The sequence below is a fragment of the Nodosilinea sp. FACHB-131 genome, assembly GCF_014695395.1.
In the GTDB taxonomy this organism is placed as follows: Bacteria; Cyanobacteriota; Cyanobacteriia; order Phormidesmidales; family Phormidesmidaceae; genus Nodosilinea.
Genome location: NZ_JACJOF010000028.1, coordinates 20719 through 39927 on the forward strand (window position 1 = coordinate 20719; position 19209 = coordinate 39927).

Annotated in this window: 17 protein-coding genes; 6 read left to right on the forward strand and 11 right to left on the reverse strand. The window is 56.3% G+C overall.

What is annotated here, in order from left to right; all coding sequences use genetic code 11:
* Positions 1-87 precede the first annotated feature (87 nt).
* The 5 genes from H6F75_RS20035 to H6F75_RS20055 form a co-directional block, all read right to left on the reverse strand.
* A complete protein-coding gene (locus H6F75_RS20035; RefSeq protein ID WP_190754228.1) occupies positions 88-1059 on the reverse strand; it encodes a DNA methyltransferase in 972 nt (323 codons plus the stop codon).
* Positions 1059-2294, reverse strand: a complete 1236-nt coding sequence (locus H6F75_RS20040; protein WP_190754229.1) for a hypothetical protein — start codon at positions 2292-2294, stop codon at positions 1059-1061. The genes H6F75_RS20035 and H6F75_RS20040 overlap by 1 nt, the downstream gene beginning before the upstream one ends.
* A gap of 418 nt (positions 2295-2712) precedes the next feature.
* Entirely contained in the window at positions 2713-3459 is a 747-nt protein-coding gene (locus H6F75_RS20045) for an NUDIX domain-containing protein (protein WP_190754230.1), read from the reverse strand.
* Positions 3420-4052 (reverse strand): nicotinate-nucleotide adenylyltransferase, encoded by a 633-nt coding sequence (locus tag H6F75_RS20050; protein WP_190754231.1) that lies wholly within the window; start codon positions 4050-4052, stop codon positions 3420-3422. The genes H6F75_RS20045 and H6F75_RS20050 overlap by 40 nt, the downstream gene beginning before the upstream one ends.
* A gap of 11 nt (positions 4053-4063) precedes the next feature.
* Positions 4064-5425: a nicotinate phosphoribosyltransferase gene (locus tag H6F75_RS20055; protein ID WP_190754232.1), complete on the reverse strand. Its 1362-nt coding sequence runs from the start codon at positions 5423-5425 to the stop codon at positions 4064-4066.
* Between the two features lie 459 nt (positions 5426-5884).
* On the opposite strand from H6F75_RS20055, the gene H6F75_RS20060 reads away from it, so the two are divergent.
* The 4 genes from H6F75_RS20060 (at position 5885) to H6F75_RS20075 (ending at position 10490) form a co-directional block, all read left to right on the forward strand.
* On the forward strand, positions 5885-6124 hold the full coding sequence (locus H6F75_RS20060; protein ID WP_190754233.1) for an NfeD family protein: 240 nt from the start codon (positions 5885-5887) through the stop codon (positions 6122-6124).
* Between the two features lie 152 nt (positions 6125-6276).
* Positions 6277-7473: a peptidoglycan-binding protein gene (locus tag H6F75_RS20065; protein WP_190754234.1), complete on the forward strand. Its 1197-nt coding sequence runs from the start codon at positions 6277-6279 to the stop codon at positions 7471-7473.
* A 363-nt stretch (positions 7474-7836) separates the two neighbouring features.
* Complete coding sequence (locus H6F75_RS20070) at positions 7837-8208, forward strand: hypothetical protein (protein WP_190754235.1); 372 nt, start codon at positions 7837-7839, stop codon at positions 8206-8208.
* Positions 8209-8384: 176 nt separating this feature from the next.
* The gene (locus tag H6F75_RS20075; RefSeq protein ID WP_190754236.1) at positions 8385-10490 is read left to right on the forward strand and encodes a TIGR00300 family protein; all 2106 of its coding nucleotides are present in this window, start codon (positions 8385-8387) and stop codon (positions 10488-10490) included.
* A 78-nt stretch (positions 10491-10568) separates the two neighbouring features.
* Here H6F75_RS20075 and H6F75_RS20080 read toward each other — a convergent pair whose 3' ends face one another.
* The 6 genes from H6F75_RS20080 to mgtE all read right to left on the reverse strand — a co-directional run bounded on the left by H6F75_RS20080 (position 10569) and on the right by mgtE (position 17051).
* The gene (locus H6F75_RS20080) at positions 10569-10958 is read right to left on the reverse strand and encodes a hypothetical protein (protein WP_190754237.1); all 390 of its coding nucleotides are present in this window, start codon (positions 10956-10958) and stop codon (positions 10569-10571) included.
* Between the two features lie 126 nt (positions 10959-11084).
* On the reverse strand, positions 11085-11657 hold the full coding sequence (locus H6F75_RS20085; RefSeq protein ID WP_190754238.1) for a hypothetical protein: 573 nt from the start codon (positions 11655-11657) through the stop codon (positions 11085-11087).
* Positions 11658-11797: 140 nt separating this feature from the next.
* The gene (gene ftsY / locus H6F75_RS20090; RefSeq protein WP_190754239.1) at positions 11798-13444 is read right to left on the reverse strand and encodes a signal recognition particle-docking protein FtsY; all 1647 of its coding nucleotides are present in this window, start codon (positions 13442-13444) and stop codon (positions 11798-11800) included.
* 181 nt (positions 13445-13625) lie between these two features.
* Positions 13626-14270: a transcription antitermination factor NusB gene (gene nusB / locus H6F75_RS20095; RefSeq protein ID WP_190754240.1), complete on the reverse strand. Its 645-nt coding sequence runs from the start codon at positions 14268-14270 to the stop codon at positions 13626-13628.
* 115 nt (positions 14271-14385) lie between these two features.
* Positions 14386-15162, reverse strand: coding sequence for a DUF502 domain-containing protein (locus H6F75_RS20100; RefSeq protein WP_190754326.1), 777 nt, complete (start codon positions 15160-15162; stop codon positions 14386-14388).
* 491 nt (positions 15163-15653) lie between these two features.
* Positions 15654-17051 (reverse strand): magnesium transporter, encoded by a 1398-nt coding sequence (mgtE, locus tag H6F75_RS20105; RefSeq protein ID WP_190754241.1) that lies wholly within the window; start codon positions 17049-17051, stop codon positions 15654-15656.
* Positions 17052-17280: 229 nt separating this feature from the next.
* Here mgtE and H6F75_RS20110 point away from each other — a divergent pair, with 229 nt between their 5' ends.
* Complete coding sequence (locus H6F75_RS20110) at positions 17281-18651, forward strand: serine/threonine-protein kinase (RefSeq protein WP_190754242.1); 1371 nt, start codon at positions 17281-17283, stop codon at positions 18649-18651.
* Positions 18648-19202: a bifunctional adenosylcobinamide kinase/adenosylcobinamide-phosphate guanylyltransferase gene (cobU, locus tag H6F75_RS20115; RefSeq protein WP_190754243.1), complete on the forward strand. Its 555-nt coding sequence runs from the start codon at positions 18648-18650 to the stop codon at positions 19200-19202. Before H6F75_RS20110 ends, cobU begins: the two co-directional genes overlap by 4 nt.
* Positions 19203-19209: the final 7 nt, after the last annotated feature.

The following is a 19209-nucleotide window of genomic DNA, read 5'->3' on the forward strand; positions in this document are numbered from 1 at the left end:
GGGATTTCGACCAAAACGCTGGCTGTAATCGTCTTCAGGTTGTTAGGTAGCTTTAGCTTCAGCTACCGGCAATCAGCGGGGAAATAATCAGGCTTCCGAGGAAATAGACTTTTTGGGGCGACTGCGCTGGGCCGCCAAAGTGTTGCGCTCCCAAAAGACGCCATCGGCGTATCCCTGGATGGTGGAGTCTTTATCGGCCACAGCCAAGCGTTTTTCGGCCAGGCAGCAGTAGTCGGGGTCTTGTTCAATGCCTACATACTGTCGTCCTAGCTTTTTGGCGACCACAGCGGTCGTACCGCTACCTAAGAATGGATCGAGCACCATATTGCCAGGATTGGAACTCGCTAGCAGCAATTTGGCTACCAGTTTCTCGGGTTTTTGGGTGGGATGATCGGTGTTTTCAGCCATTGACCAAAAGGGCACGGTAATGTCGGTCCACAGGTTAGAGGGATGAGTGAGGCGGTAGTTTTTCGAACCCGTATCGTCCCAGTCTTTGGGTTGTCCAGCCAAATTTCTGTAGGGGGCCATCACCTGGCGTTTTAGCTTTACGGCATTCACATTAAAGGTATAGGTTTCCGAGACGGTGCAGAACCAAATATCTTCGCTGGCGTTTTTCCAGTTGGCTTGGGCACCGCGTCCCTTCTCCCGCTCCCAGGTGATTCTATTTCTGACGGTAAAGTATTTTTCTAGCACTGGATACATCGCGGTTGAGGTAGCCCAGTCGGCGCAAAAATAAGCGGAAGCATGGGGCTTGAGCATCGGTTTAAGCTGAGAGATCCAGCTGTCGAGCCAGGCGCTATAGGTGGGGCGATCGCACTGCTTAAACTTACTGCCATTGAAGTCTTTAGTGAGATTGTAGGGCGGGTCAACAATCAGCAAATCCACAAAGCTGCGGGGCAACAGAGGCAGCACCTCAAACATATCCTGGCAGATCACCCTATCCATGAGCTGCTCCGGGACTGCGCCCTCTGCCAAGCGCAACAGCCGCTGGCCAAAGATCTGCCGGTCATGCTCGGTGAGCTGGAGGGTTCTATTTCTACTTGCCCTAGTCTTCGTCATCACTTCTTGCGGGGATAGCTGAGCGCGTCTAGATCAAACCTGAGGCTATCGATCGCCCCGACATTTGAGGTTATAGTTCGAGTGTTTAACTCTCGCATGCGCTGCTCAACGGAGTGAACCAAACGATTAAACTCAATTTTTTGAATGGTGCCTGGCTGGTCAGAGTCACCCACAAAGCGTTCGGTGGCCAAAACTGTACAAATCTCCTCTTCCAAATTTATGTAGCCGACATATTGGGCCAGATTAGCCTGGTATATTTCTTCGGCTGACAGCACGGTTGGCAGGTTCAAAAATAAAATATAGGTGCTGCCAAAAAGAATTAGGGGAAACACCAGGCCGGGATTATTTTTGATCTTCCCTTCCCAGATATCGCTAGTAATAAAAATCAGCACAATGCTGCCAAAAAGAAGCGCCAGAGAAGCGCCAACAGAACCCGCCTGGTGAGTTGCGTAGAAGGTTCTGGCAATGTCGTAATGCACGTAGATCCGATCTTGGATAGCCTGGTCCTGTTCGCTCAGCTGGGTAACCTCGCCCATGGAAATTTTCGGTATGCCCAACTCTCGCTGGATGTTATCCAGCTCAGCGAGGTTTCTGTCCTCAGTTTTGATGTTTCCCTCAACAGCTGCTAACGCTGCCAACTTCGCTTTCTGCACTAACTCCGCTGCATCTGGCAACTTCGCTAACTCTGCTTGCGACAGAGAGGGCGTTGCTGAGTTATTGCTTTGGGATGGAGTAGAGGCTTGCAGAGTGTTGCGCTGAGTTATTAGCTCCAGCTTGCGAGTGTTGATCTCCTGCCTTTGAGCGATGGCTTTACGGCGAAGAGTTTCCAAGCTTTCTTCGGTATTGGCCGCAGCGTTTGAGCTAGGATTGGGCACGCTGGAGGGAAGGCTTCCCAGGCTTTCCTCGGCATTGGCCACACCGCTTGGGTTGGGATTGGGCACATCGGGAAGCATTCCTTGAAAGTGTCTTTGCACACAGCTAGTTTGCGCTTGACCATTTCTTCTTTCGCCAATCTCCCCTAGGTTGAGAATATTTCTACTTTCGCCGGTCTCCTTTCCTCGATTGAGAGCATTTCTGCTTTCGCCGATTTCCTTCCCTCGGTTGAGCCAATCGCTGGCCTTCAAGTAGGAGATCGAAAACGTGATTCCTGAAATTGCTAAGGTGGCAAACCAAGCGCCGAGAAAAATTTTGCCCGAAAGGTTTTTAGACGCCTCGGAAACAATCGCCGCCAACATAGGTTTTTCGGCTGAGTTAGCTGTGGTGGTTTGGTCAGTGCTGACAGGCGAGGCTGGCTCTGCCCCTGGTGTGTTTAAATCGGCAGTTTGGGTATCGACGGGCAGGGGGGCTTGTGGTGGCTCGGTGTTAGCGCTGACGGGCGAGGCTGGCTCTGTCCCTGGTGCGCCTGAATCGGTAGGTTGCGGATCAGCGGGTAAGGGGTCTTGCGGTGGCTCGGTCATGGCGGCTCCTAGAAGGATAAATTAAGCTGCTGCCTGGCTCTGGGCTGACCCAACCAGGGGGCGCTGCCGCCAGGGCAAACCTGAGTAGATTGGCTTGGGCCTAAGCTGGGGATCCGGTGCTACTAACTGAACACCATGAGGTTTTCCTTCAGGCTCCCCGACTATGCCCGCGCCATGGCCTACTATGCCCGCGCGCTTAAATAAACACCATCGCCTTCTCCTTCAGCGGCTCAAACGCAGCGGCGTCAAACTGATACAGGCTAGCGGGCCGTCCGGCACCTCGGGAGGTTTTTTGGCCGGTATCCTGCAAAAACCCCAGCTTGAGCAGCCGAGCGCGAAAGTTGGAATAATCCGAAAACCCTTCCCCCAGAACGGTGACGTAGAGCTGGTAGAGATCACCCAGGGTAAAGACCTCGGGCAGCACGTCGAAGGCGATTGGGCTGTATTCAAGCTTGTTGCGCAGCCGCCGGTAGCCGTAGGTAAGAATTTCGTTGTGGTCGAAGGCGAGCTGGGGCACCTGGGCCAAGGGATACCAGGCGATGCCGCTGACGCCGTCGGCGATCAGTTCGGCATCCTCAAACCGCACCAGGGCAAAGTGGCTGACCGACAGATAGCGCACGTTAAAGGCCTGGGGCGACTCGCGGGGGTCGCGATCGGGGCCGCCAAAGGTGTAGAGCTGCTCCAGATAGAGGGTGTTGACGCGAATTTTTTCGGCCAGCACTCGGTAGGCGGCGGCTTCTAAAGATTCGCCCTGGCGCACCAGGGTGCCGGGCAGACTCCAGTGGCCGGCGAAGGGCTCGTCGGGCCGCATCACCACCAGCACCAGCAGCCGGTTCTGCTGGGTATCCACAGAAAAAATCACGTTGTCGACTCCTACTTTGAAGTCGGCCAGGGGCACCGGGCTTAGGGGGTGGTCAGAGGTGCGGTGGAGTTTTGCGGACATGGGTAGAGGTGGTGTTGAGCAATGTAAGACTGCACCGCCGGGGGAATTTCGGGGGCGGTGGCGGCGGGAATGTTGTCGCACTGGCGATAGCGGGACGACGACACATCGATCGCAGGCATCTCGGCCACAGTGACGGTCGTATATTGGCGCAGATTGGCTAGGCCAGCCTCCGTGAGGTCGTAGCCGGGGCGCGGAATCACCAGAATGTTCGCTGCCGCAAAGATTTCGGTCGCCCGGTGCCAGGTGGGCAGCTGCTCCACCAAGTCGGCCCCCACTACTAAGGAAAATTTGGCCTGGGGCCAGACCTGCCGCGATCGCTCCAGGGTGATCACCGTGCGCATGTGGCTGAGTTCGGGGTGCACCTGCACCCGCTGAGGCGGCACGGCGAGATCGTCGATCAGCAGTTCCAGCATGCGAAAGCGATCGTCCAGGGGGGTCTGGTGTGCTTTAAAGGGGTTGTTGGCCGTCCACACCGCTACGTGGTCAAACTGAGTGGCCAACCAGGCGAGAATGGCGGCGTGACCTTGGTGGGGTGGGTCGGCACTGGTGCCAAACAGAGCAATGCGGAGCGCCGGAGAATTGGTTGCAGTCATGGAAGCCACCCTCAGGGCTGAGATGGGGGATGCTGGCGGGTGTGGGCCGCCAACTCCACCAGGGCATCGGACAATGCTACGCCATAGTCAGCCGGATACTCTAGCTGGCGCACGGTGGTAGGCAGGCTGGCCACCGAGGCGGCGGTGCGGGCGGCGATCGCCTTCAGCGATTCTAGCTCCTGCATGACCTCACCCTGCTTCACTATTAGCTGAAGCAGCGGTTTTTCGTCGGGGGCGACGGTTTCTTCGAGCAGACCGAGGCGATCGCCCACCGCCTGCCCACCTTCATAGCGGCGAAAGATTTGCTTGCGTCCGGGGAGCGTGGTTTTGCCGCTGGCCTCTTTCATGACGGGCGTGCCGTCGATATCGACTAGTTTATACACCCCATTCACCGGTTCGCCCGTCACTAACTTAGTACCCAGGCCGTAGCCGTCGAGCACCGCCCCGGCCTGCTTGAGGCGAGCAATTTCGTACTCATCCAGGTCGCCGCTGGCCATGATTTTGGTGTTGGGCAGCTGCGATCGCACCGCCTGCGACAGCGCCACCAGGTCGCCAGAGTCGAGCCGCACGGTGGCAACCTGGGTTTCCCCCCGCTGCACCTGGGCCGCCAACCGCTCAGCGGCCGCCACCGTGTCGTAAGTGTCGATCAGCAGCGCCGCCCCCGGAAAGTAGCGCTGAAAGGCTGCAAAGGCCTCATCCTCACTGCCTTCCAGGGCCGTAAACACCATCACCAAAGCGTGGGCCATGGTGCCCGCTGGCTTGCGCCCCAGCGCCAGCGCGGCTAGCACGTTAGAGGTTTCGTCGAGGCCCGCCGCCAGGGCTGCCCGCGCCGCCCACAAAGCTCCCTGGGGGCTAAAGGCCCGACGAGTACCAAACTCCAGCAGCTGGGCAGTGGGCCCGGCCACATCTCGCAGGCGAGCGGCCCGGGTGGCCACCAGGGTTTGGTAGTTGAGCGTGTTAAGCAGGTAGGTTTCGGCAATCTGAGCCTGCCATAGGGGCGCTTCTACCCGCAGCAGCGGCTCGTTGGCAAATACTGCCGTACCTTCGGGTACGGCCCATATATCCCCGACAAAGCCCCCCTCGGCTAGCCGCTGCCAAAATTCGTCGGGGGCGTGGTCAAACAGCCCCGTCTGCCGCAGGGCCTCTAGATGGCGCTCTGAAAACCGCAGATTGTTCAGGTAGTCGATCGCCTGGGTCAGCCCCATGGCAATCAGATAGCTGTAGCCAGGAGGGAGCCGCCGGGCAAACAGCTCAAAACTGGCCCGGCGATCGGCCAAGCCTTCGCCCGCATAGCAGCTCACCATGGTGAGCTGATACAGATCCGTCAGCAGACCATAGTTGTCAGGGGAAGCCAGAAGAGTGGGATAGGGCATTGAGGTAATGGCAAGATTTTGGTTATTTACACCATAACCAATTCTATCAAGACACGCAATAGCTTAGAAAAAGAAGGGCGATCGCCCCCTGAGTCGGCCCTAATTTTGGTAGATTTCACCGATAAAGATCCTTAAAGGCGGGACACAATAGTCATGTATTGCCCCCTCTGTCTTTAGACGGCTAACGCTTCAATATCTGTCACAGGGATGACGTTTAGCCCGGGCCGTGCCCTCTATCGTCCATCATTACTGGTTTAGAGCAGCCCTGGTTCAAAACCCTGGTTGGCATCAGGAGCCACCCTATAGCCTACGGCCACTGGTTTGGAGCACCGTACTTTGAATACTGGCCCTGGAGTACCGCTACGCACATCTATGCACATTGGGCTGTCACACCCTGTGTCCAACCATCACTTACGAGTAAGCACACACCCCATCTGAGACATCACCGGGAGGATAGCGATGAATCTGACCCACACTCTGGAACTTTTTGAAACCCCCAAAACCGCACGGGTAGAGCGCCCCATCACAGCCCAGCTGGAAGGGCGAGTCTATTACGAAGGTACCTACTGGCCTGCCCGAGTTTATGAAGGAGTCGTGGACGCCGGCATTGCCCTAGCTCCGTCGAGCTGGGTGACGGTAGTTGGCCGCTACGGGCTCACCCTGCTAATTGTGCCGCCGCTAGGGCCAGCCCATGCCTAAATGCGGGAAGTTGCTGGGGTAGAAAGGCTTTGGCTAACTTGGGGCGATCGCCCCAGCAAACCCGCGTTTTCTGTAAAAATCCCTAAGGATCCGGCAAAAACCACTATGATTAAGGTGGTTTTGCCGACTCCTTCCGCCACCACCGTTGACCTATGGATAGCCTGGCCCAAAGCCTTCTTTGGCTCCTCTGGGAAACGCACCCAGATGTTGATCCTGTCCCAGCGGGTTCTGCCTCAGTCCTGCCGTTAGCTCCCGAGCAGGGCAAAACACAAGTAGCGCCAGTGGGCACTATGCCCCTGCGGAATCGGTCGTTGGCGATCGCGGCTGGGGCGATGATTCTAAGCAGCGGCCTAGGGGCACCGGCTCTGGCCAACGGGCATCTCTGGGGCAGCACCGTCTATGCCAACACTCGCGAGGGGTATGCCCTCAACGTGCGCTGGGGGCCAGGCACCAACAGTGGCATCAATCGCTGTGTGCTCCGGGGCACTGCCCTACAAGTTTCTGGGGTTGAGCGCAACGGCTGGGTGCAACTCATTGATGCCACATGGGTCGCAAGCAACCTGGTCAGTGGGTCTGTAGCAATAGATCCCCCTGACAAAAATTTGACCACGGTGGTCACACCAGGGAATCGCTGCGAGATCAGGAGAATAGATCCTGAAGTAAATCCGGGCAATCTGGCCACGGTAATTACTCCGCAGAATTTTGCCCTCAATATTCGCAACGGCCCTGGCTTCAATTATCAGATCGTCGGGCAATACATCAACGGCAGTCGCATTCCAGTAACTGGGAGATTTAGCAACGGCTGGGCTCAGCTCACCAACGGCAACTGGGTTGATAGTGGCCACATTCAGTACAGCGGTCCCATTCACGGCGGCAACCAGACCAATCCTGGCTCAACCCCCAACGCCGATGTAATGGAATTGCAACGACTACTGCGCCAGGCCGGCTTTTTACCGTCTAACTTTATTGTCTCCGGCATCTACGATCAGACAACTCAAAATGCTGTGCGTGAGTTTCAGCGGGTGAATGGGCTGCCAATCACCGGTGTTGTAGATGCGGCCACCTGGCAGGCCCTTTACCGTGCCACTGCGCCACCAACGCCGCTCCCTTCCCCTAGCCCCAACCCCAGCCCAGATCCGACCAACCCACCACCTAGCGGAACCAGTCAGCGGCGAGTGGTCACCGACGGCGACGCAACCTCCGTGTTTGACGGCCCAGGCACCGAGTTCGGCACTATTAGAAGCGTACCCAACGGCTCGATTGTGACTGTGACTGGGCGCACCTCTGGCAATTGGTCAGAATTGCTTGACGGTGGCTGGATTTTCTCCCTTTGGCTGGAGCCAGTTTAGGTTAAAGAACCACCCTCTAGCAGGACGCCAATACGGAAGCCATCTAGCTAACGGAATAGATCAGAACCTAGGCGTCTTTACTATGGCTTATAAAGTTTATTTCCAACGGTCATGAAACGCGTCAAAATCAGTCGCTGCAAGGGTTTGAGCGTATTCAAAACTCTTTGCAGCATTTTCTGGGCGAGCGCAACATCTTGTGACTTAGTGACCTTTTGTGTATAACAATACTTAAGCAAAACTATTGAGTAGTCCACGAACCATACCGGATGCCTCAGTAGAAGCCCTGAAAGGTTAGTCAATGCGTCGGTTTACCGGTCTTGGCGAATCCTTACACCGGTCACTGGCGTTTCGAGGAACTTAACCTTGCTTAACGACACCAAGTCATCTTCCACCCTTTGGTCCTCTGTCCAAAACGCTGCCTTTTGGGTGCTGCAAATCGTTGATATTCGTCTGGCCTTGGTGATTGGTCTGGCGGCCTTCATGCTAGCCGTTGGGTTTGACTCCTCGGGCAACAAAGCTGAGGCCGCTGACTTGGCAACAGGCCCATCGCTAGTACCCGTTTCTGTGAGCGTGACTGCTACACCCAGCTATGCCTTTGCAGGGCAGCCCCTAGTTAGAGATGCTCAGCTAGCCACTGCCCGTCGTCTGCGTCACGGCAGTCTGACTAGCGCGATCATGACCAGCAACCGCTTAACGGATGCCCACTTCTTCATTGACCTACCCTCAGAGCAGTAGCAGTTAACCTGTTGCTGTAATACACAGGGACTCATGACAACCAAATATACTGACTGCGCTGAGGGCTAAAATATTATGTTGGCCCCCAGCGCTGTTTAGTTTAAGCACCTCCTGGTATGGCCTCTGTTGCCCGGTTCGTTTGTTTGCTTTGATTCTCTTCACGTCGGCACATTCCTATGACCTCCTCCATTCGCTTTCTCATGTGCGCTCCCCATCACTACGAGGTGGATTACGTCATCAACCCTTGGATGGAGGGCAACATTCACCGCTCGTCGATTGAAGCCGCTCAAGAGCAGTGGCAAGGCCTCTACCAAATCATTACCGATCGCGCCGATGTCAATCTGGTCAAACCCCAGCAGGGCTGGCCCGACATGGTGTTTACCGCCAACGCCGGGCTGATCTTGGGCAATCAGGTGGTGCTCAGCCGCTTTCTGCACCCAGAGCGTCAGGGCGAAGAGCCGTTCTTTAAAGAATGGTTTGAGGCTCAGGGTCACCAGGTGTTTACCCTGCCTCCCGATCTGCCCTTCGAAGGTGCAGGCGATGCCCTGCTCGATCGCGAGGGGCGCTGGCTGTGGGCGGGCTATGGCTTCCGCACCGAGCTAGACTCCCACGGGTTGGTGGCCGAGTGGCTCAACATCGAAGTGCTGTCGCTGCACCTGATGGATGAGCGCTTTTACCATTTGGATACCTGTTTTTGTCCGCTGACCGGTGGCTATCTGCTCTACTACCCCGCCGCCTTTGACGCTTACTCCAACCGGCTCATTGAGCTGCGAGTGCCCCCCGAAAAGCGCATTGCTATTGATGAGCCCGACGCCATCAACTTTGCCTGCAACTCGGTGAATGTCGATCGCACCGTGATCATGAACAAAGCTAGCGATGAGCTGAAGGCGCAGCTGGCCGACGCGGGCTTTGAGGTGGTAGAAACGCCGCTGACTGAGTTTCTCAAGGCTGGAGGTGCGGCTAAATGTCTCACCCTGCGGGTGACTGAGCCCCTGCACCCCGAACCTGCCAGAGAAAAAGGCATCATTGCCCGCACCGTCACCATAACCGGCCACCTGCTCGACTCAGGTCTAGTCAGCCGAGCGCTAGATTTAGTGATGGAGGGCGGCGGCAGCTTTCAGGTGCTGAATTTTGATCTGGGCGAACAGCGCCAGAGCACCTCATCGGCAGAAATCCGCGTCTCGGCCCCCGATCGCGAAGTAATGGACGAGATCATGGCCCAGCTGATCGATCTGGGTGCAGTAGCACTGCCTGAGGAACAGCAGGATGCCCATCTGGTCACCATTACCCAGGCCGGAGTTGCCCCCGACGACTTCTACAGTTCCACCATTTACCCCACCGAGGTGCGGGTGCGAGGGCAGTGGGTGCGGGTGCAGGGTCAGCGCATGGATGGCGTGATTGTAGTGTCGGAGTCAGAGCCGGTGGCGACCTGCAAGCTGCTGCGCGACCTGGCGGTGGGTGATCAGGTAATTGTCGGCTATGACGGCATTCGCAGCGTCCGCAGCACCAAAGATCGCAGCCGCGCCGCTGCCACCACCGAAGAGTTTAGCTTTATGGGCTCGGGGGTCTCTAGCGAGCGCCGGGTCGAGCTGATTGTCGAACAGGTAGCTTGGGACCTGCGCCGTCTGCGCGACCAGGGCGGCAAGGTGGCGGTGGTGGCTGGCCCGGTGGTGATTCACACTGGCGGCGGCGACCATCTGGGGCGACTGATTCGCGAGGGCTATGTGCAGGCGCTGCTGGGGGGCAATGCGATCGCCGTTCACGACATTGAGCAAGCCATGCTCGGCACCTCCCTGGGCGTTGATATGAAGCAGGGCACCTCAGTGCGTGGCGGCCATCGCCACCACCTGCGGGCGATCAACAGCATTCGCCGCTGCGGCAGCATCGCCAACGCGGTCGAGCAGGGCGTGCTGACTCGCGGCGTGCTCTACGAGTGCGTCAAGCATGGTGTGCCCTTCTCCCTAGCTGGTTCCATTCGCGACGACGGCCCCCTACCCGACACCAAAATGAACCTGCTCGAAGCCCAGGCCGAGTACGCTCGCCTAATCGAAGGCTGCGACCTGATTCTCATGCTATCGACGATGCTGCATGCGATCGGCGTGGGTAATATGACCCCTTCAGGCGTGAAGATGGTCTGCGTTGACATCAATCCTGCCGTGGTGACGAAGCTAGCCGATCGCGGTTCGCTAGAGTCTACTGGGGTGGTGACCGATGTGGGCCTGTTCCTCAGTCTGTTGGTGAAGCAGCTCGACAAACTCACCCAGCGCCACGTGATGGCTTAGCCTTAGAGGGCTGTACAATAAGCGTCCCAAGCTTATTTAAAGTTTGGGACGCTAATAAACTTTCCGTGAATTAAGTATTTAGTCATCAATCCATCTTGGATTTCCTAAAACTCCATAGTTGGCATCACAAGTTGTTTTGTAAATCTCTAAGATCATTTGGAGAGTTAGCCGTTCTAAATCACTTATTGAAGTATCCTCTTTTACCAACTTATCAATAATGTCTGTCCTCAACTCCCTTGCATACATTACCGTCAAAGTAATAGCGTCGTTCTCTTGCCGATGAGTAAGGTACTTCTCAGCTTTCTTAAAGTGAGCGATTTGTTCACTAGTAACAAAATCAAGTATTCTGTATAGAGATTGAGCTTGCACAAAAAGGTTTTGCACAGCTTGATAAGCAACGCTTTTTTGGCCTTCTGGGCTTATTTTATCTTTTACGGCTTCATAAAATTGGTTAGTGTTCGGCTTCATTGTTTTGGGATTGAAGTACTTCACTTTTGTTTCTCATTGAAGCAGGATAAAGTGGCTTAGAGGTTTATTGGTAATACCGCGTCAATAGATTAGAATCACTTGGCCACCTGAAATGAAAAGAATATTTCAATTCCTAAGAAATCTTCGAGTTGACTTTTTAAGAACCCGAAAGTAAGTTCCAAATAGCACTAACGACAGCACCAAATAAATCAAAGCATAGGTAACGCTAAGCGACACCAAGATTAAAACAGGTATGAACGTTGTCGCTAGGGCAAAAACCGAAAGGAAGGCGGCGAAAGTAGATCTGTAACTTTGTAGAAGTTTTGCTTCTTTTTCAAGGTTAAGACCAAAAACACCTGACCCTTCGATCACACTCAGCTCTTTTCTAATTTCTTCCTCATAGCTCTGGAGATTATCTGCAAAGAAGATAATAAAAGACTGTTTGATCAGATTCCAGAACCCAATGATGGCAATGATTAGCAGCAGGCTAAGAAAACCTAAGAATAGCAACCCGCTAGTATCAATCTCAGGCTTTGCCAGCGCAATAAAATCGACGACGGGTTTCCAAAGAGCGATGGTAGCCCCAATCACTCCCATCAACTTAAGGTCTTCAAAGGCGCTTTGGATATAGTTTTCTGCCTGCTGGCTTAACCGCACGTACTCTTTATAGAGATAATCCAATCGTTGTTCAGGTTCCATGGGCGTGTTTAGAGCAATAGTTACTCGACTATATTCAATAGTGCCCATCAACCGGTCTACCAATCTGCAAACCAGAGGTTAGCCACCAACAAACTTGCCACTTTTAGAGAGGCAAGAGTTGGTGAACAAACTTGAGAAGCTCAACCACTCACTAGGGCTTCGACAAACTCATAACTGGAGAAAGGCCGCAGATCTTCAATGCCTTCCCCGGCACCGATAAAACGGATGGGTAGCCCCAGTTGCTCGACCACCGCTAGGGCAACACCGCCTTTCGCGGTGCCGTCGAGCTTGGTAAGCACCACGCCGCTGAGGTTGGCGGCTTCGGCAAAGACTTCTGCTTGGCGCAGGCCGTTTTGGCCCAGCGTGGCATCGAGCACAAGCAGCGCTTCGACATGGGCATCGGGAGCTTTTTTATCGACGATGCGGCGAATTTTTGCCAGTTCGTCCATTAGGTTCTTTTTGTTTTGTAAGCGCCCGGCTGTATCAACCAGGAGCAGTTCGATGTTGCGGGACTGGGAGGCGGCGATCGCGTCATATACCACCGCTGCTGGGTCAGTGTTCTGCCCTGGATTGGCAATCACCTCTACATCGCTGCGAGCACCCCAGGTTTTGACCTGCTCGACAGCGGCGGCACGAAAGGTGTCGGCGGCGGCAATTAGGGTGTTGTAGCCTGACTTTTTAGCAATGTGGGCCAGCTTGCCGATGGTGGTAGTTTTGCCCGCGCCGTTGACCCCGGTCATTAGCCAGATGTTGAAGCTGCCCTTTTCGGGGGTAAACGCCAGGTTGTGGGAGTCAGCCAGGGGCGCATCGAGCATATCCCGGAGAATAGATTTGAGGTAGGCGATCGCCTGATCGGGCGGCAGCACCTCCTGGCGCATGCGGGCTTGCAGCGCCTCGATCACTTTGTCGGTGGCGGCGACTCCCACATCAGCCTGCAACAGCAGAGCCTCAATTTCCATTACCGCGTCGTCGTTAAGCGGCCCCTGGCCGACGATCGCCTTGAGCTGGTTAACCAAGCCGAGGCGGGTTTTATTCAGCCCCTGACGCAGCTTGTTGAGCCAGGTGATCTCTTCGGCAGAGATGTCGTCGGGACGGCGTCCCTGAGCGGCGAGAACTTCTGCTGACCAGAGAAAGGCTTCGTCTAGATCAATATCGGGGAGAACGAGAGCGGGAGGCGTAGTGACGGCGGCAACAGGGGCGGGCTCGGGCTCGGGCTCTGCGATCGCTGTTGCCTCTAACTGAGCTAAACGCTGCAGGCGTTCTTCCTCTGCCTGTGCCCAAAAGGGTCGAGGCGCAACGGGTTCGGGCTCGGGTTCCGGCTCCACCGCTGCTGGCTCTACAGTGGAGACTTCAACCTCAGCAGCGGGTTCGACGACAGCAGATTCTACGGCAGATTCGGCGGTTTCTAAGGGTTCTGAAATGGCCGGATCTGTCTCAGCGTCCAACGTTTCCGCTGGTTCTGCATTCTCAGTCTCAACGACTGGCTCACTAGCCGCAGTCTCTTCAACGGCTTCAGTATCGGTCTCTGCCACCGCAGCAGCAGTCTCCTCCACCGCTTCAGCGGGCACTGCGGCAACTGCATCTTCAGTCTTCGCCTCAGCCTGCTGTTTCTGAATATTTTGGTAGGCCGCCTTGGCCCATTTCAGATAGTCTTCTGACGATAGCTGCGGGGTGGCTGGAGTAGGTGCTTGAGCGGGTTCTGGGGCTTTAGCCTCAGCCTGTTTAGCATCAGCATCGGCGCTGTTAGACTTGTCGAAACCGCGCTGAAACCAGTTGAACCCAGCCATATCAGAGCTACCTTGGACGTTGTTACTGTTGTTAATAGTATCGTTCTCAGGGCAAACCACGGGTACGTTCATCCACACCCGAGCCGGGCTTCGGACCCACTGGCAGAAGGGATGAACTTCACCAGGCTCTAGTCCGCTCAGCCCGCTACCAACTCCCTAACCCATCCACCCTATCCACTCCCTACACAACGGGACTATCAGCCTCTACTTCCACCTCGTCCCCTCGGCTCACCACTCGGCGCAGCACACCGTTGATGAAGCGGAAGCCGTCATCGTCGCTGTAGCGTTTGGCCAGTTCTACCGCTTCGTTGATCGCGACCCGATCGGGGGTGCCCAGGTAGTTCATTTCGACCACGGCCAGGCGCAGAATGTCGCGATCGATCCGGGGCAGGCGCTTGAGGTTCCAGGCCACCATGGCCTCGTCGAGAATGCTGTCGACCTGGGTCTGGTGTTTAGCGGTGTTGGTAAGCAGCTCCAGAGCAAAGGCTTCGATCTCAGACTGGTTACTGAGACGAATGAACTCGGGCAGCTCTACCGCATGGGCCAGCCGATTGATGGCGGTCTGGGTAAGGGCGATCGCCTCTTCGACCATGGCCCGGCCCTTCTCAACATCGCTGGCACGGGTGCCGCTATCGACCAAGTGCTGGTTGCCCCGCTTCAGCTCATCGGAGGCAGTTTCAAGGGCATCTTTGGCTTCAGCGGTCAGGGTTTGAATAGCCGCCAGCAGCAGTTTCTCAAAGTCTGGGGGCGCCAGTCTGCCGGGCTTGTCAGAAAGCTGGCTGAGGCCCAGTAGGGCCAACTCGCGAGCCATACGGCGAGCTTGCATAGGTCGTGTCTCCCAGGAGCAGCGGTGCAGGGTCTTCCAAGGGCAAAACTGACCCGGCGAAGTTTTACACACACCGACGGCCAACCTCACCCCAGGGCTAGAACCAGGCTATATCTTAGCAATCTTCGTCTACCGGCAAGACGGAAAGTTGCTGGGGATAGTCGGCCAAGTCGGGGACAAGTTCAGAGATGCTTAGGTCTAGAGCCATGGGGGCCGTAGCCTGACCTTCATTGGCTACGGATACTATGCGATCGGATGGAACCGCCGCCGCCAGGTTTGGACCGACGATACCGCCCGAAAGAATCAGCTTGAAGGCATCTTCGATAGATATCGACAGGTTGACGACGTCACTTTCGGGCACGATGGCGTACCAGCCGCTAGTCGGGTTAGGGGTCGTGGGCACAAAGATGCTGAGCATCTTGGGGGTTGCCGTGGCCGTGGCTGTCATAGCTCCGGTGACAAAGGCAACTGCCCAAATACCTCGACGGGGATACTCCACCAACACCGCGCGTCGAAACCGGGTACTAGAGTCTTGAAAAACGGTTTGCAGCAGCTGTTGCAGCGTTTTGTACACCGACCCCGCCAGGGGAATTGACTGCACCACCTTTTCGCCCACATCCAGCAGCCAGCGACCGGCAATGTTACGGGCCATCAAGCCAATAATCAAAATGGCCAGCAGGGGCACCGATAGGCCAATCAGCAGGTTGATCAGGTCAACTAAAAAGGGGTTGAGGCCATCAAAGGGGGTCAGCTGCTTGGGAAATCGAGTCAGCAACCGTACTACCCAGGCCGAAATGGTGATCGCTAACCAAATGGTAGTTGCTAGGGGAATGACCACCACTAGGCCGGCAATTAGATCATTTTTGAGGTCTTGCTTGATCTTTTGCAGCACAGGAGGCTCAGGGTGATCAGGGCTGGAGAGAGGAGGCTTGTTCAGGGTAGGCGATCCGTTTAAGTCCATAATCCCAAAATACTAGCTAGGGATGGCTGAGGCTAAGCAGGCGGAATACTAAACTGAGCTAGCTTGAAACGAACTTATTTAAGTATGGGCAGTTAGCTAACCTGAACGGCAACAACCTTTAGGAGTATTGTAAACATTTGTATCGAAAGTCGGGCAAAAAGACTGCCCAATCAACTCAGGTCTGGCTTTTATGTTCTTCTATCCTAAAGCAAATGAGTAGCGTGGCTAACAGAATGGCCAGAGGGGCAGGGCTTGAGGTCAGAGGTTAAGAGCAGGGCTTGAGGTTTGGGACCGCTGGATACGGGTAGGCTCTCGCGTAGGGACAAACGGCCGTTCGCTTCTGGCCAAGCTCCGGCTACCGTTCAGCAACGCCAGATCTAACCACTGACCTGAAGACCCGCCCCGTAACTCGCTCCCTCCGCCTAGGCCAACCCCAGCATGTGGCGAGCCAAGGTGAGGTAGAGCAGCACCCCCAGCACATCGACAATGGTGGTAATAAACGGAGCCGACATCAGGGCTGGGTCGAATTTCAGGGCATCAAATAGCAGGGGCAATGCGCCTCCAGCCGTAGAAGCCAAAATAGAGATGGCTACCAGGCTGATGCCCACGGTTACGGCCACGGGCAGGTTGCCCTGAAGCACGTAGGCCCAGACGGTAACTACCGCTCCCAGCATTAGACCTAACACAGTACCGGCGATCGCTTCTCGCCGAATCACCGAGAGGGCCTGCTTAGTGCTAATTTCTTCGGTGTTGAGGCCGCGAATCACCACCGTAGACGACTGTGCCCCCACGTTGCCGCCGCTGCCAATCAGCAGGGGAATAAAGGCCGCCAGGGCTACTACCTGCTGCAAAATATCTTCCTGGCTACGAATGACGGCAGTGGTGACGGTATTGGTGATCAGCAGCACCGAAAGCCACACCACCCGCTTGCGGGCTACATCAAACAGGTTTGACTGAAAATAGCTGTCACCGCCGCTCTGGACGCCGCCCAGGGCGTAGATGTCCTCGGTGGTTTCAGCCTCAATCACGTCGATCAGGTCATCGACGGTGATGATGCCCACCAGTCGCTCTTCGGTATCGACAACGGGCACCGCTAGAAAGTCGTAGCGCTGCACCAGGCGAGCAACGTCTTCTTGGTCGGCGTCGGTGCGTACCGAGATCACGTCGCGGGTCATCAGGTCACCGATGGTTTGCTCAGGCTGCCCAGTGACCAGGTGCCGCAGCGACAGAATGCCGACCATGCGGCGGGCAGCATCGGTGACAAATAGGTAGTAGATAGTTTCGCTAACGAAAGCGCGGCTGCGGATGTAGTCCAAGGCCCGCAGAACTGTCCAGCCCTCCTTGAGAGCCACGTATTCTGGGGTCATAATCCGCCCAGCGGTACCGGCTTCATAGCCCAGCAGTTGGGCGGTGGCCTCGCGCTCTTGGGGGCTGAGCTGCGACAGCAGGCTGCGCACAAACTTGGCGGGCAACTCGTCAAAGAGCCTGGCCCGGTCGTCGGGCGACATTTTGTCGACAATGTCAAGCACGTCCTGGCGCTTGAAATCTTCGATCAGCGCCTGCTGCACACTGGTGTCAAGGTTTTCGTAAACCTCGATCGCCTCACCTTTGCCCAGCAGCCGAAAGGCGATCGCCTGCATGGCCTCAGGCAGGTCTTCAATGGCCTCGGCAATGTCCGCAGGCTGCACCGGCACCAGCAGCGCTTTGGCCCCTGGCAAATTGCCCTGCTCCAGCAGCACTTGGAGCTGCGATCGCACCAGCTCTTGCAGCTCCCTGCGGTCTATGGCGAGGGTGGTTGGTGTGTTCTGCGTCTCAGTCAACGCCTGCGCCCCGGCTACAACATTGCCTCTAGTCTAGTGGCCTCTGGTCTCGCAGAGAAGCCAAACCGTTAGGATTATTCTCCTAACCCCAGCAAAGACAAATTTTAGGGCTACAACTGGCCCAATTCGGCGGCCTCAGATGTCGCACCAGCCGTTGGGATTTGAGCTTAGCAAGATTTTGTCAGCGGCATAATAGGGATCATAGGCCATCTTAAATCTTACCCCTGCCATGGAACCTACCCAGGCTACCAGCGCCATTATTGACGGTCGCTATCGGATTTTGGGCCGTCTGGGCCATGGCAGCAGCGGCACTACCTACGCCGCCGAGCGGTTGGCCACGGGCCAGACTATTGCCCTCAAAGAACTTTCCCTGCGCGGACTGCAAGACTGGAAAAAGATTGAGCTGTTCGAGCGCGAAGCCCGCATCCTCAAGACCCTCAATCACCCTGCTATCCCTCAATACATCGACTTTTTTCAGGTCGATACTGCCGACAACCGCTGGTTTTATCTGGCCCAGGCTCTGGCCGAGGGCACCTCTTTGGCTGACTGGGTCGAAGGCGGCAGTTGGATCGACGAGGCCGAGGCCCGCCGCATCGCTACCGCCGTTCTAGACGTGCTGATCTACCTGCACGGTCTCAACCCGCCCGTTGTTCACCGCGACCTCAAGCCGCAGAACATTATTCGTCGTGACGATGGCCACATTTACTTAGTTGATTTTGGCGCGGTGCAGACGGTTTACCGCGACAGCCTCCGCCAGGGCAGCACGGTGGTGGGCACCTACGGCTATATGGCCCCCGAGCAGTTTCGCGGCCAGGCCGTGCCCGCCACCGATCTCTATGGGCTGGGAGCCACCCTGCTGTTTTTGCTCACCCACCAGACGCCCGCCGACCTGCCCCAGGAGCGGCTGCGCATCAACTTTCGCCCCTATGTGGCGGTGTCCGCCGCCTTCGCTGACTGGCTTGAGCAGCTGATTGACCCGCTTGTGGAGGATCGCTTTGCGTCCGCTCAGGTGGCACTGGCGACGCTAAATGCCCCCAGGCCTCTGGCTGCTCCTGTTCAGCCCTTAGCCCTGCGCCCGCCAGCGGGCACGAAGGTGCAGGTGTACAGGTCTCCCACTGAATTGGTGGTTACCATTCCACCGCCGGGGCTGCGGGGCAAAACCGCTGGGCTAGCTCTGCTCAGCCTGTTTTGGAACGGGTTCATACTGCTGGTTTTAGTGGCGCTGATTCTAGAGGGAGAAGGCTTTGTGCTGCTGCTGCTGGCCCCCTTTGGAGTCTTTGGCTTTAGCCTGATTTCCGCTGCTGTGAATTCTCTGATGGCCCACGTACGCTTGAGCATTGACCGGCAACGATTCTCCCTGACCCGCCGCCTGTGGAACTGGCGACACCAGATGACGGGCAACACCGCCGACTTGGTCAAGGTGGAAGTGAGAACAGGTCATTCTGGCGCTAGCGAGGATGCCAGGGGCGATCGCCCCACTTACACCATCGCCCTGCTAGACGACCTTAACCAGCACAAATTTGGCACTCCCCTAACGGTGGCCGAAAAAGCTTGGCTGGTGGACGAAATTGAGGCATTTATCCAAAAGGTCGAACCTTGACAACCAACCACCGCATTGCGTTAGTGACCGGCCCGGCGCGATCGGGTAAAAGCGAGTGGGCTGAAGCCTTGGCCACAAAATCCGGTCAAGCCGTTACGTACATCGCTACCTCTAACGTTGACCCGGCAGATTTGGACTGGCAAAAGCGAGTGGAATTGCACCGCGATCGCCGCCCTCCCCACTGGCAGCTGCAAGAAGTTCCTGTTGCCCTACCCGAGGCCATTCTGGCTGCCACCGCCCAAGACTGCCTGCTGATCGACTCCCTCGGCACCTGGCTGGCCAACCTACTCGAGCAAGACGACGACACCTGGCGAGCCACTGTAGATTCACTGGTCGAAAGCTTGCGGCAAACCCCCAGTACCGTGATTCTGGTTTCTGAAGAAACCGGCTGGGGCGTAGTGCCCGCCTACCCAATCGGGCGGCTGTTTCGCGATTGCCTCGGCACCCTCACTCGCCAGGTCGGCACCGTCGCTGGCGCAGTGTACCTAGTTGTTGCTGGCTATGCGGTGGATGTGAAGGCGCTGGGGCAGGAGGTTGGTAAAGAGTGTTGAATTTTGA

Coding starts and splice junctions, on each gene's coding strand:
- H6F75_RS20045 (WP_190754230.1), bottom strand. CDS start 3,459: ATGTCCGCAAAACTCCACCGCACCTCTGACCACCCCCTAAGCCCGGTG.
- H6F75_RS20110 (WP_190754242.1), top strand. CDS start 17,281: ATGGAACCTACCCAGGCTACCAGCGCCATTATTGACGGTCGCTATCGG.
- H6F75_RS20075 (WP_190754236.1), top strand. CDS start 8,385: ATGACCTCCTCCATTCGCTTTCTCATGTGCGCTCCCCATCACTACGAG.
- nusB (WP_190754240.1), bottom strand. CDS start 14,270: ATGCAAGCTCGCCGTATGGCTCGCGAGTTGGCCCTACTGGGCCTCAGC.
- H6F75_RS20060 (WP_190754233.1), top strand. CDS start 5,885: ATGAATCTGACCCACACTCTGGAACTTTTTGAAACCCCCAAAACCGCA.
- ftsY (WP_190754239.1), bottom strand. CDS start 13,444: ATGGCTGGGTTCAACTGGTTTCAGCGCGGTTTCGACAAGTCTAACAGC.
- H6F75_RS20040 (WP_190754229.1), bottom strand. CDS start 2,294: ATGTTGGCGGCGATTGTTTCCGAGGCGTCTAAAAACCTTTCGGGCAAA.
- H6F75_RS20050 (WP_190754231.1), bottom strand. CDS start 4,052: ATGACTGCAACCAATTCTCCGGCGCTCCGCATTGCTCTGTTTGGCACC.
- H6F75_RS20085 (WP_190754238.1), bottom strand. CDS start 11,657: ATGGAACCTGAACAACGATTGGATTATCTCTATAAAGAGTACGTGCGG.
- H6F75_RS20055 (WP_190754232.1), bottom strand. CDS start 5,425: ATGCCCTATCCCACTCTTCTGGCTTCCCCTGACAACTATGGTCTGCTG.
- H6F75_RS20035 (WP_190754228.1), bottom strand. CDS start 1,059: ATGACGAAGACTAGGGCAAGTAGAAATAGAACCCTCCAGCTCACCGAG.
- H6F75_RS20065 (WP_190754234.1), top strand. CDS start 6,277: ATGGATAGCCTGGCCCAAAGCCTTCTTTGGCTCCTCTGGGAAACGCAC.
- H6F75_RS20080 (WP_190754237.1), bottom strand. CDS start 10,958: ATGAAGCCGAACACTAACCAATTTTATGAAGCCGTAAAAGATAAAATA.